Genomic DNA, 12,415 nt, shown 5'->3' with positions numbered 1-12,415 from the left:
ATGCTTGCTGTTATTTTAATTTTTGTCTTATTAATTTTTCTAATTGTACTAGGAATTTTGATTGTGCAAGTAGGACCTTTTTTAAGAGATTTTATTTCAAACAAAATCATCAAAAATAAGTATCGATCTTTGGGAAAATCATCGCAAGAAAGACTCTTGTATGAACTTAGAGATGCTGTTGAATATTTATCTAAAAACAAAATTGGAGCTTTAATTACACTTGAAAATAATGAAAATTTAGATAATTTAAGAACTGATGGGGTAATTTTAAATGCTAATTTGTCTAGTTCTTTATTAATTGCGATTTTTTCAAAAGAAAGCCCAATTCATGATGGAGCAGTCATCATTAGAGATAATAAAATTTATTATGCTTCTACTTTTTACAAAATCACTCGTAAAAGTGTTGATAATAGTTTAGGGTCACGTCATCGCGCTGCGTTAGGGATTTCTGAGCAATCAGACGCCACTACTGTTGTTGTTTCTGAAGAAACAGGAACAATTACTATTTTAAAAGGGACTTCAATGACTAAAGTGCCTCTTGCTGATTTTAGGGAAACCTTATTAAAATACATTAAAGATTAATTCAAAGGAGGTTCAATGATGGAAGCAAAAAACTTAGAATACACCAATGACATTGAAGAGCAAATTCTCATTGAACTCACTAAACTGATTCAATCTAAAAGCATTCGAAAAATTAGAGAATTTTTAGATCAATATACACTAGCAGATATTGCTTATGCCACTGAAAACTTACAACCCAGTGATCAGTTATTTTTACTTCGCTCTTTAAAAACTGCTGATGCTGCTGAACTTTTTTCTTACTTAGATGAAAACATTCAATCACAACTAGTAAGTAATTTAACTGAAGAGTGAGGAATAAAGGTTCTTCAAGAACTCCAAACCGATGAGTTAGCTGACGTTTTAGAAGATTTACCTGCTAATTTAACTCGTAAAATTTTAAATGACACCGAAAAAGAAAAGCGTGACAAAATCAACTCGATTTTATCTTATAGTGATGATCAAGTTGGAAGCATTATGTCAGTGGATATTTCCACTGTAACCAATACTTTAACATGTAAAAAAGCTTTAAACAAAATTCGTCGTGACTACCGCAACAAAATGGAGCTTTCACATAACTTGTATGTTGTTGATCAAAAAGGAATTTTACTAGGATCGGTGACTTTAGAAGAAATTGTCTTCTCTGATGAGGACGAAGTTATTGATGAAATTTATTCGCCAGTAAGATCGGTATACACTTACGATTCTAAAGAAGAAGCGGCTCTTATTTTCGCTGATCAAGATAGATCAACTCTTCCGGTTATTAATCGTGAAAACTTTTTAATTGGAATGATTACTTCTGATGATGTTATTGATGTTATTCAAGAAGCGGCCACAGAAGATATTTATAAAATGAGCGGGATTAATCCTGATGCTGCTGAAGATAGTTATTTAAAAACAAGCGTTAAAACCATCGTAAAATCGCGTATTTTATGACTGATCATCTTAATGCTCTCAGCTACTCTAAGTCAACTTGTTATTGAACAATTCACTCACATTAGTGAAACCTTTATTGAAGAATCTTTAAAAATAACTATTCCTGTAGCTATTGTAGTTGGTCTTATCCCGGTTATTTCTGGATCGGCTGGAAATGCCGGTTCCCAAAGTTCTACCACAATTACTCGGGCTAGTGCCTTAGGAGAATTGGAACTCAAAGATACCTGAAAAGCAGTGTGAAAAGAAATTAAAGTTGCCTTTATTGTTGGTTTGGTAATGTTTGTGTTTAACATCTTAAGACTTTACATTTACTTTTTGATTTTCAAAGAAAAAGAAGTGTCATGAGAAGGATTGACTTTTGTGATTATCGGAAGTTCAATTTCGCTTTTTGTGGTGGTTATTTTTGCAAAGTTTTTAGGAACAGTTATTCCGCTTTTAGCTATTTCATTTAAAAAAGACCCAGCTGTTATGTCAGCACCAATTTTATCTACTCTTTCAGATGCGCTTTCAACATTGATTTTCTTTGGAATTAATATAGCCATGCTGTATATTGGAGTGAAAACCGGAGTTATTCCAACACTTGCTGTATAAGGAGAAATATGGAAGTTGCAAATATTGAAAAATTAAAATTATTAGCTGAAGAGCTCAAAGAAGCTCAAGACCAAGTTCGTATTCTTAAAAAAGAAATGAAGGACTTAGTAGCTGGAACCGAAGTGGAAATTAACGAGCCATTATCAGTTGGAGGAAGAATTACTTACAAAAAAGTAACCCCAAAACCCAGCTTTAATTATCGTCAATACAGTGCCTATTTACACAATGAAATTCAACGTTCAACTTTAACTGAAAAAGATCTTGAAAACATAATGGCACAATTTACCGAACAAAAACCAGATAAATGAAAATTAAAAATCGAGAAATAGGAGAATCATGGGTGATATATATATTTGAATACTTTTTGGTGCATTCATTTTATTAATTATTGGATTTATTGTTTACAAAGTCGTAAGAGAAAAACTTGATGCACGCAAAGAAAAGAAACTGCTAGAAGAGTTTAAAACTGAAGCTAGAAAATATTCTCAATCAGTAGTTGTAACTGTTAATGAATTAATTCGTTTAAACCAAAAAGAACTAAAAAGCTTTGAAGTAAGTATTGGTGAAATGAAAATGGGAGATATCAACTTCATTGCTAGCGAATACTTAAAGGAAATGGTTAAGTTAGATCGTTTCAAAAGATTTGTATTACCAAATCCTGAATTAGAATTGTTAGTTAAACATGTGAACGACTTAAAAGATACTAAATCAAATTCTTGAGATAGCAAATGTAAAAACGCAATTGACTTTTTTGCAAAAGAAGAGCAAAAAGCCAAAGATTCCATGCTTGAAAAAGAATATGAACAAGAAGTTGAATTCATGCGTCAACATTATGCTTTTGAAAAGAAAAAGAGAATCGAAAGAAGATAATTCATGAAAGTTAATTCACAAGCGAAAAAACAAATTCCAAATGTTTTAACCGTGGTTAGAATAGTTTTAGCATTTTTGTTAGTGTTTTTTATTGTTATTAAATATATTCCTAATATCACAACTACAAGAGGATTAGCGATTTTCTTTGGTGGATATGATATCTTTTTAGCTTGATTGATGCTTGTTGTTTTTGTGGTGGCTATTTCTACAGATTTTGTGGATGGATATTTAGCTAGAAAATGGAAAGTAGTATCTGATTTTGGAAAGTTATGAGATCCCTTAGGTGATAAAATAATTACTGTTGTTGCTTTTGTGTACTTAGCTTTACCAAAATATCCGGATGTATCATCTAGCTGATTTAATCCAGGATTAGTTGTTTTAATTATTATTAGAGATTTAATTGTCGATGGCTCTAGAGTACAAATGGCCAAAAAAGGAATTGATGTAAAAGCTTCACAATTAGGACGCATTAAAACTTTTTTTATTTCACTTGTAGTTATCTATGCACTTTTAATTAATGCTCTTACTATTTATTCAAATGTCTTAGCTGAGGAAGGTTTATTTGAAGTGGTTAACAGATGAATTATTTTTGTGCTATTAATTTTAAGTGTGGTTATAAGTTACACATCTGGAGTGGAATATCTTTTAAAAGTACAAAGAACAAAGAAGTAAGTTAATGCTTCTTTTTTTGATACAATAACAATATGAAAATTTCAAAATTTTGAATTAAAGCCACAATTCCTGCTAGCATTATTGCTGTAAGTGCTTTAGGAGTTGTTTCTTGTGATAATTTATTTAAAAAGAATCATTTTAAAAACAGTTACAATCAATTAACTACTTTTGTTAATAAAGTTAAAGCAACAGCCAATCAAACTGAAGAGAATGCTCAAAAACTACAATTTATGCTTGTTTCTTTAAATAAATCTTATGAAGTTTATACCAACATTTTAAAGCAAATTGAAGAAAATAAATATACTGATTTAAATACTGTTTCAGAAGAAAATCAACGTGTTTTATCAGCGCAAATTCAAACAATTATTAAAGTGGGTGAAGAACTGTTAAAACAATTATTAAATAATACTTTAATTTATAATTCATTAGAAGCAATCACTCCATATATGCTACTTGACACTGAAACTAAATTTAACTTTATTGGAATGACCTCTGCTCAACATTATTTAGATTTATTTTTAAATGAAACACTAAACATTGTTCAAGATGAACAAAGACCGAACTTTCAAAAGCTCAAGGAAGTTCGTGAAAAATACCTTCAAAGAGTTAATAATTTCTTTAACTCGATCGTATTGACTTTTTATCAAACTAAAGTTTTAGATCAAATTTTTACAACTATTGAATACGAAAAACTCCAAAATGAAATTGACATTCAAAAAGAAAATTTTCTAAAGCTTGCTGAAATATCAACCAAATTTACTGATGAGGAAATAAAAGAGGCAAACAAAATTGCTATTTCTGAATTTGTTAATGACAATGAAGCTAAAATTCAAGAATTTGTAAAGAATAAAACTCAAAATAAAAACAGCAATTAAGCTGCTTTTATTTTGCGTATTTTTCACCAAAAATTGTGTTGATTCTTTCTTTTGTAGGTTCTACAATTAAGTAAGTTCCAGCCACACAAGCATCTGCCCCGGCTTTAAAACATAAAGGACCTGTTTCGCCATTAATTCCACCATCTACTTGAATTAAGTATTGATATCCATGTAAAGAACGTAAGTGTTTGAGTTCTTTGATTTTGTCTATGGCAACGGGCATGAATTTTTGTCCTCCCTTACCTGGTTCCACAGACATAACTAAAACTAAAGCTAAATGAGGAAGATATTCTTTAATACTTTCAACAGAAGTGTTAGGTTTAATAGCTAAACCAAATTTCATTTGATCTTTATTATCTAAAATATAATTTAAAAATTCATCAGTATCATCAACAATTGCTTCGTAGTGAAATGTTAATATATCAACATGTTCAGCTAACAAGTTTGCATATAGATATGGATCGCTTACCATTAAGTGTGCATCTTTAAAGTGTTGAGGTCCTTTTTTATTTATTTCCATAATTTCTTGAGGTTCGATGGCAGTGTTTGGAACAAATTCACCATCCATAACATCGTAGTGAATTCATTTAATTCCTTGTTCAATTAATGTGGTGGCCATTTGTAAACGATCACCAGCATCCACATTTAATAAGCTAGGTGTAACATATTTTTTCATTATTTCTCTCTTTCTTTAAGTTGAGCTTGTAATTTCACGTAGTTTTCATATCTAAAATTAGGCACAACATCAGTGTTAATTGCTTGTTTAATCGCACACACTGATTGATCTTCATTTAAATGCAAACATGAACGGAATTTGCATTGTTGTGCTAAAGTATCAAAACTAGCAAAACTACGAGCTAATTCGTACTTATCCATATCTAAATCTAGTGAAGAAAACCCTGGAGTGTCAATTAGATATCCATTATTGAAAGGGGTAATGTGAATGGCTCTAGTGGTATGTTTTCCTCTTCCTAAAGCTTTAGAAATGCTCTGAGTTTGGTAATTATTATTACTTAATTTATTAATAGTTGTAGTCTTTCCAACTCCGGTTTGACCCATAAATACTGAATATTTGTCTTGAAAAATATTCTTTATTGAATTAACGTATTCGCTAGATGTGTTATTGATTAAATACACCTCATAGTTCATTTTTTGATATTGTTCATATCAATGATTTTCGTTGGTCAAATCGTATTTAGTAAAAAATAAAATCGGCTTGATTTTTTTGTTTTCAACAATACTTAAATATTTATCAAGCAAAAACGAACTAAATTCAGGTTCTTTAAAAGACATCAGCAAAATCATTTGATCTACATTTGCTACTTTAGGGCGAATAAAAGAATTTTTACGAGGGAGAATTTCGCTTACTTGATTGTTTATTATTTCAACATCGTCTCCTACTAAAGGGGTGACATTTAAATAGCGTAGCTTTCCAGCGGCGGAAATTTTGATTTGTTCACCATTTTGTAGTTCAACAGTATAAACTCCACCGATGATACTAAAAATTTTACCTTTCATGATCCTCCTAAGTAATTTTTAAAAAGACAATCGTTAGTACAATTGCAATAACAATAATTGATATGACAATTCCAATTACTAAAAATTTATTCGAAGCAAAAAATAGATCTTTGGTTTTTCTAACTTGTAAAGTCTTCATATTAAGAGGTTTTTCAGCTTTTCCTTTTGGTGTTAAAGCATTAGTCAAATCTTTATTGAATTTTCATACATCTTCATAACGTTTTTTCGGATCTTTAGCCACTGCTCTAGCAATAATGTTATAAATGGATCACGGAACATCGATGAATTCACGAATGTTTGGAAAGTCTTTTTCTTTATGCATTTTAATGGTTTCGTATTCATCTTTGCCACGGAAAGGATATTTTCCAGTAAGCATTTCAAAAAAGACTATTCCTAAAGCGTAAATATCTACAGCTTTGGTGATTTTATCATTAATTTCTGGAGCAGCATAATATGGTGAACACACAATAGTGCTAGTTTTGGTGATTCTTTGTGAATCTGGTGCAAGTGAAATTCCTAAATCAACAATTTTGATTTCTTGGTTTTTGGTTACAATAATGTTTTGGCTTTTAATGTCACGATGAATGATGTTAAAAGCGTGAAGTTCGGCAATTCCTTCATTGATTTGTTTCATATAGTTAATGGCTCTACGGGTGTCCAAACGTCCTTTTTTAGCCAACAAATCACTAAGCGTTTCTCCTTCAATGTATTCCATGACATAAAACATTTCGGCATTATCTTCGTAGAATTCTTCAAACTTTGGAATTGACTTGCTTTTGATTTCTTTGAGCAATTTAGCTTCCGTTTTGAAACGCAATGCATTATTGGTCTCCATGGCGTTTTTATAATATTTCAAAGCAAATTTTTGGGCAGGATCATTTTTTAGATGAACCAAAAAAACCGAACCCATTCCTCCTGAACCAATGAGCTTTTCAATCTCGTATTTTTGATATACATGAGAACTATCTAAAATGTATTTACTTTTCATCATTTAACTCCATATCAATTAAAATAGCACTCATATTATCAGTAGATTCAGCAATAGTTGCTTGATCTAGAATTTGTTCAATTAATTCGGAAGGCTCAAGATTTTTATTGACAAAATGTTGTAATTCTTGAAAGAATAAAAAACCATGTATTCCATCGCTAGTTATTAAAAACTTAGCAATTTTTTGGTAAATATTGGTTTCAATTTCCTCAAAGTGAATAGTAGTTTTCATATTCAAACCAACTGCGGAAGTCAAATATGAAGCAATAGGGTTTTTTTTAGCGTTTTCTATGCTAACACCTTCATCAATTAATTTGTTCTCCACATTATGATCTTTGGTTGCTTGAATTAAATTATTTTGATTAGTTAAAATATATACTCTAGAATCTCCAGAATTAAAAAGCAAAGCTTTTTGTATTTTAGGTAAAAGAATAGCGCCAGTTAAAGTAGTTCCCATGTTTTTGGTAATTTTGTTTACTTCAGCGGATTTACGAATAAGTAATCGACATTCAGAAACTGTTTTATCTACTCACTCTTCAATTTTGTCAAATTCAGTATATACAAATGATTTTTGGAATTTTAAACCAAATTCAGAAACGACAATATTAGCTGCAATATCTCCGCCTGAATATCCACCAATACCATCACAAAGTACAGCTAAAATAGCATGATCGTTTTCAAATACACCAACACGATCATCATTTTTAGCACGATAATTTCCTTTTATAGATTTACTTGCTATCTTCATCAATACCTAATTCTTTGTGTAAAATGCTTCTGATTTCTTCAGCAGCTCTTTCAGGAGTATCGTTGATAATGGTATATTTAAAAATACTTGATTCTTCAAGTTCCTCAGTTGCTTTTTTAAGTCTAGCTTTGATAACTTCGCTAGTCTCGGTTCCTCTATTAATGATTCTTTTTTTGAGTTCTTCTACTGAAGGAGGAGCAAGAAAAATGGTAATTAAATTGTAATTATGGTCGTTTTGTTTATAAAGTTTTTCAATTACTTGCTTGGCTCCTCGAGTTTCAATTTCAAGCATTGGGACACGTTTTTTGGCATGGATTTTATCAAGTTCAGAATATAAAGTTCCATAGTAATTATTAAAATGATAAGAAAACTCAATAAATTTACGAGATTTAATTTTGTGACGAAATTCATCTACGCTCACAAAATGATAGTGAATTCCGTTTAATTCACCTTCTCTTGGTTGTCTAGTGGTGGCAGAACATGAAAGAGATAAATTAAGTTCGTCAAAGTCAAACAAAAGTCTTTCCACTGTTCCTTTTCCAACACCACTGGGTCCTGTAAAAATGATAATTGGGTTTCCTTTTCCTGCCATAATTGCTATTTATTATACCATTTTTTGGGCTAATAAATAAAAGCTTATGACTAAAGGAATATCAACAAAATTTAGTAAAATTAAATAGCTTATAGGAGGTGTTGTGTTTTTAAAATATTACAAACCTCAGAATGTTTTTTCTAACCAAAAAGTTCGTCAAATTGGAAAACAATTAGGAACTAAAAAAGTTGGTCATACTGGAACTTTAGATCCGTTAGCAAGCGGATTGATGATTATTGCCTCTCATGAAGATACTCGAATGCTAGAATATATCACTCATACCACTAAAACATATATTGCTCAAGCTCAGTTTTTTTATCAAAGCGCTTCCCTTGACAATTACAATTGCACCCCAGAAGCAACTTCTAAAGTTGAATTTTCTAAAGATCAATTATTACAAGCCATCAACAAAATTAAGCAAACAACTCAACAAATTCCTCCTCAAATTAGTGCAAAAAAAATAAATGGTAAACGAGCTTATGATTTAAGTAGAGACAACATTAAGTTCGAATTAAAGCCCCAGAAAATCAAAATTCATCACTTGCAGTTACTAGATTTTGACAATCAAAACTGAACTTTTAAAATTAAATTAACAATTTCTGCGGGAGGATATGTACGTTCGGTATTGCGAGATGTTGCTCACGAATTAAATACAACTTGTGTGATGACTTCGCTAAAAAGAACCCAAATTGGAAATCTTACTTTAGATGGCTTATCAGAAGATACGTATGAAGAAATTGATTTTACTAGGCTTATTGATCTGCAAAGGTTAGAGTTAAACGATAAATGAATAAAAGCATTAAAAAACGGTAACGCTTTTGAATGCAAACAACCAAATGGAAAATACTTAATTGTTAAAGAGAATTTGATTGTTTCAGTAGGAGAAATAAACAATAATCTTTATCAACCAGACAAAGTATTTATTGAAAGGATATAATGACAAAATTACAAGAACAAATTAAAATAGCGGCTTTTGATGTGGATGGGACACTTCTTCCAAACACTCACTTAATTTTTGGAGAACAAGTTCGTGAGATGTTTTCGCTTTTAAGAGAAAAAAACATTGTTAGCGTGGTAGCTACTGCTCGTGAATTTGCTACCATTGGTAATTTTTTAGAACAACTTAAACCTGATTACTTTATTGGAGCTAATGGTTCATTTATTTGAGATGTAGCTAAAAAAGAATTTGTATACAAAAAAACTTTAATTAAAGATGAAGTTATTCCTTTATACAATCAATTTAAAGATTCAATTAAAGGATTTTCAATTTCTGATTTTGACAAAGTTTTTAAATCACCTGATTTAGATTTAAATAGTTGATTTATTCGCCCACACGCACATAATTACTATGATTTTCAAGAAGAAGTATTAAGTACTGATAACTTATATTTAATTACCATTAACGCTTTAAATCCCGATGAACTTATTCCTGAAATTGAAAAATACATTCAAGAAAATAACTTAGCTATGGAAGTTAATGCTGTGTGAACTAAAGGTTTATTTATTTCACCTAAAAACATTAACAAATCTTCAACTTTGAGCATTTTATGTGAACATTTAAATCTAAAAATGGACAACCTAATTGCTTTTGGAGATAGCTCAAACGATTATGAAATGCTCAGAGATGCTGGGTATGGTGTTGCTATGGAAAGAGCTTCAGAAAGACTCAAACAAGTAGCAAAAGACGTAGCTTTAGATTGCGAATACCAAGGTACTTATTTAAAACTCAAAGAACTTAACTTAATTTAAATTATGCTTATTTACGATATTAATAATTTTGAAATTAAAGAAAATGACAATTTCATCTTAGGTGCCTTTGAATCTTTTCATATGGGTCATTTTCAACTTTTGAAAACAATTCATGCTAACAAAGGACGCAAAATCATTGTTTGTTTTAACAATGAAGACTTAATGCCTAAATTTGGCAAAAGTTTTTTTACAGACAACTTTGCAAAATATACGAACTTTGCCACACTTGGTTTTGATGCTGTTGTTGAGTTGAATTTTAAAGATATTTCCTTAATGGATGGAAAAGACTTTTTAATAAATCTTTTTAAAGATGCTCCAATTAATTTGGTAGTTGGAAAGGATTTTCGTTTTGGTAAAGGAGCTCAATACAAGGCCGAAGACATCAAAAATATTCTTACTAACGCTAATGTTACAATTGTGGATTTATACAAAATTCAAAATGTTAAAATTAGCACTAAAGACTTAAAAGATCTTTTGGAGTTTGGAGAAGTAGATAAGTTAAATTTATTACTACCTAAAAATTATTCTTTTTCAGGCCTTTTTAAAGATCCGAATTTAATTGAAACTTCAAAAGAATTAGCTCAGTTACATTCAGGAATTTATTGTGTACTTATTAAAACTCATTTAATGGTTTACTATGGTTTATTGCATCACAATTTAAGCTCTCAAAAAGAAATTACTTTAATTGATACTCCAATGAAATTCAACCAAAATCAACGACTTTTAGTTGAAGTACTTTCGCTCCAAAGATTGATCATTTCACAAAACGAAGACAAAATCAAAGATAGTGATTTACACGAAGGAAAATCTTATTTTTTAAAAAATAAAAACTTGATATAATAAACAAGAAATATTTAAAAAACATAAATTTTAAACTTGGTTAAAAACAAGATTTTTGGCTACGTTTAAAACATAATTGAGGAGAAATTATGGTTACAAAAGAAAGAAAAGCTGAATTAGTTAAAAAATATGGGAAAAATGCTCAAGATACAGGGAACACATTCGTTCAAATTGCTATCTTAACAGAAGATATTGAGCTTTTAAAACCACACTTTAAAAACAACCCTAAAGATAACCACTCAAAAAGAGGTTTCTTAGCAAAAATTTCTAAACGTAAAGTGTTATTACAACACCTTAGAAAAACCAATCCAGCTGAATATTCAAGATGTCTTGAAGAACTTAATATTCGTAAATAAGAGAAAGTGCTTTGGCACTTTTTATTTATTTTTTATAATGTATATACTAAGAAAAAACATAAAAAAGTTTTATTTTGAAAATTTAAAATAAAACCCTTATTAACTAACTGAATGGAGTTAGTATGAATGAAAAAGAAATATTAATTAAAGAAACCTTAAAAGAAATCGAAAAGCGTTTTGGTAGCGAATCAATTATGATTTTAGGAGACATCCCACACGCAAACACCGAAGTGTTTTCAAGTGGTAGTTTTGTATTAAATAAATTACTCGGAATTAATGGTCTACCAAAAGGTAGAATTATTGAAATTTATGGTCCTGAAAGTTGTGGAAAAACTACACTTTCACTACATGCTATTGCGGAAATTCAAAAATTAGGTGGTATTGCTGCTTTTATTGATGCTGAGCATTCAATTGATCCAGTGTATGCTCAAAACATAGGAGTTAATGTTGATACATTATTGCTTTCTCAACCTGATTCAGGAGAACAAGCTTTAGAGATTGTTGATTTACTTGCCAAAAGTGGTCATGTTGATTTAATTGTGGTTGATTCAGTGGCAGCTCTTGTACCTGAAGCTGAGCTAAATGGAGAAATGAAAGATCAACAAATTGGTCTACAAGCTCGCCTTATGTCTAAAGCTTTACGGAAAATTACTGCTAGTTTAAATAAAAACAAAACTACCGTTATTTTTATTAATCAAATTCGTGAAAAAGTAGGGGTAATATTTGGAAGTCCAGAAACCACTACTGGTGGAAGAGCACTCAAGTTTTATTCTTCAATTCGCATTGAAGTAAGAAAAGGTTCAATTTTAGGAGAAGGCAAAGACTCAGTGGGTAATGAAGTGAAATTTAAAATTGTCAAAAACAAACTTTCAGCTCCTTATAAAACCGGAAGTAGTGAAATATTGTTTTCGCGTGGAATTGACACTTTAGGAGAAATAATTGATTTAAGTGTCGAAAATGGTGAATTAATCAAAAAAGGAGCTTGATATTCTTACGAAGGTAAAAATGTCGCTCAAGGCAAAAAAGCCATGAAAGATTATTTATTTGAAAATCCTGAAATTAAGGAAAAATTAATTGCCAAACTACAAAGTTAATCAAGGTCATTCCTTGATTTCTTTTTAT

At 30.3% G+C, this 12,415-nt stretch carries 16 protein-coding genes; 11 read left to right on the top strand and 5 right to left on the bottom strand.

The genetic code is table 4. The annotated features are described in order from the left end of the window. The 6 genes from EXC45_RS01710 to EXC45_RS01685 are packed head-to-tail and all read left to right on the top strand — an operon-like array spanning position 1 to position 4,502. Positions 1–582 carry a diadenylate cyclase gene (locus EXC45_RS01710; RefSeq protein ID WP_036433801.1) on the top strand — a complete coding sequence of 194 codons (582 nt, stop codon included), beginning with the start codon at positions 1–3 and terminating at the stop codon, positions 580–582. 15 nt (positions 583–597) lie between these two features. Further along, positions 598–2,085, top strand: coding sequence for a magnesium transporter (gene mgtE, locus EXC45_RS01705; protein WP_036433803.1), 1,488 nt, complete (start codon positions 598–600; stop codon positions 2,083–2,085). Between the two features lie 8 nt (positions 2,086–2,093). Further along, on the top strand, positions 2,094–2,414 hold the full coding sequence (locus EXC45_RS01700) for a hypothetical protein (protein ID WP_036433805.1): 321 nt from the start codon (positions 2,094–2,096) through the stop codon (positions 2,412–2,414). A 7-nt stretch (positions 2,415–2,421) separates the two neighbouring features. Continuing rightward, positions 2,422–2,955, top strand: a complete 534-nt coding sequence (locus EXC45_RS01695) for an MHJ_0274 family protein (protein ID WP_036433807.1) — start codon at positions 2,422–2,424, stop codon at positions 2,953–2,955. Positions 2,956–2,958: 3 nt separating this feature from the next. Next, positions 2,959–3,627: a CDP-diacylglycerol--glycerol-3-phosphate 3-phosphatidyltransferase gene (gene pgsA / locus EXC45_RS01690; protein ID WP_051616928.1), complete on the top strand. Its 669-nt coding sequence runs from the start codon at positions 2,959–2,961 to the stop codon at positions 3,625–3,627. A 32-nt stretch (positions 3,628–3,659) separates the two neighbouring features. Continuing rightward, entirely contained in the window at positions 3,660–4,502 is an 843-nt protein-coding gene (locus EXC45_RS01685; protein ID WP_036433809.1) for a hypothetical protein, read from the top strand. Positions 4,503–4,509: 7 nt separating this feature from the next. Here the strand turns inward: EXC45_RS01685 and EXC45_RS01680 are convergent, their stop codons facing one another. The 5 genes from EXC45_RS01680 to gmk are packed head-to-tail and all read right to left on the bottom strand — an operon-like array spanning position 4,510 to position 8,348. Then, complete coding sequence (locus tag EXC45_RS01680; protein ID WP_036433811.1) at positions 4,510–5,178, bottom strand: ribulose-phosphate 3-epimerase; 669 nt, start codon at positions 5,176–5,178, stop codon at positions 4,510–4,512. After that, positions 5,178–6,020, bottom strand: a complete 843-nt coding sequence (gene rsgA, locus EXC45_RS01675; RefSeq protein WP_036433813.1) for a ribosome small subunit-dependent GTPase A — start codon at positions 6,018–6,020, stop codon at positions 5,178–5,180. The genes EXC45_RS01680 and rsgA overlap by 1 nt, the downstream gene beginning before the upstream one ends. Positions 6,021–6,027: 7 nt before the next feature. Then, positions 6,028–7,008: a serine/threonine-protein kinase gene (locus EXC45_RS01670; protein ID WP_036433814.1), complete on the bottom strand. Its 981-nt coding sequence runs from the start codon at positions 7,006–7,008 to the stop codon at positions 6,028–6,030. Beyond that, positions 6,998–7,756, bottom strand: coding sequence for a PP2C family protein-serine/threonine phosphatase (locus tag EXC45_RS01665; RefSeq protein WP_051616929.1), 759 nt, complete (start codon positions 7,754–7,756; stop codon positions 6,998–7,000). The genes EXC45_RS01670 and EXC45_RS01665 overlap by 11 nt, the downstream gene beginning before the upstream one ends. Then, positions 7,740–8,348 (bottom strand): guanylate kinase, encoded by a 609-nt coding sequence (gene gmk, locus EXC45_RS01660; protein WP_036433818.1) that lies wholly within the window; start codon positions 8,346–8,348, stop codon positions 7,740–7,742. Before gmk ends, EXC45_RS01665 begins: the two co-directional genes overlap by 17 nt. A 103-nt stretch (positions 8,349–8,451) precedes the next feature. Here gmk and truB point away from each other — a divergent pair, with 103 nt between their 5' ends. The 5 genes from truB to recA all read left to right on the top strand — a co-directional run bounded on the left by truB (position 8,452) and on the right by recA (position 12,387). Then, complete coding sequence (gene truB, locus EXC45_RS01655; RefSeq protein WP_036433820.1) at positions 8,452–9,285, top strand: tRNA pseudouridine(55) synthase TruB; 834 nt, start codon at positions 8,452–8,454, stop codon at positions 9,283–9,285. Beyond that, positions 9,285–10,097 carry a YcsE-related riboflavin metabolism phosphatase gene (locus EXC45_RS01650; RefSeq protein WP_036433822.1) on the top strand — a complete coding sequence of 271 codons (813 nt, stop codon included), beginning with the start codon at positions 9,285–9,287 and terminating at the stop codon, positions 10,095–10,097. Before truB ends, EXC45_RS01650 begins: the two co-directional genes overlap by 1 nt. A 3-nt stretch (positions 10,098–10,100) precedes the next feature. Continuing rightward, positions 10,101–10,937, top strand: coding sequence for an FAD synthase (locus tag EXC45_RS01645; RefSeq protein WP_051616930.1), 837 nt, complete (start codon positions 10,101–10,103; stop codon positions 10,935–10,937). 89 nt (positions 10,938–11,026) lie between these two features. After that, positions 11,027–11,293 (top strand): 30S ribosomal protein S15, encoded by a 267-nt coding sequence (gene rpsO, locus EXC45_RS01640; RefSeq protein WP_051616931.1) that lies wholly within the window; start codon positions 11,027–11,029, stop codon positions 11,291–11,293. 122 nt (positions 11,294–11,415) lie between these two features. Further along, on the top strand, positions 11,416–12,387 hold the full coding sequence (gene recA / locus EXC45_RS01635) for a recombinase RecA (RefSeq protein ID WP_036433826.1): 972 nt from the start codon (positions 11,416–11,418) through the stop codon (positions 12,385–12,387). The last annotated feature ends 28 nt before the right edge of the window (positions 12,388–12,415 follow it).

This window comes from Mycoplasmopsis columboralis, assembly GCF_900660675.1.
Lineage (GTDB): Bacteria > Bacillota_I > Bacilli_A > Mycoplasmatales > Metamycoplasmataceae > Mycoplasmopsis > Mycoplasmopsis columboralis.
Note: the sequence above shows the minus strand (reverse complement) of the source record. Positions and strands in the feature narration are given on the sequence as shown.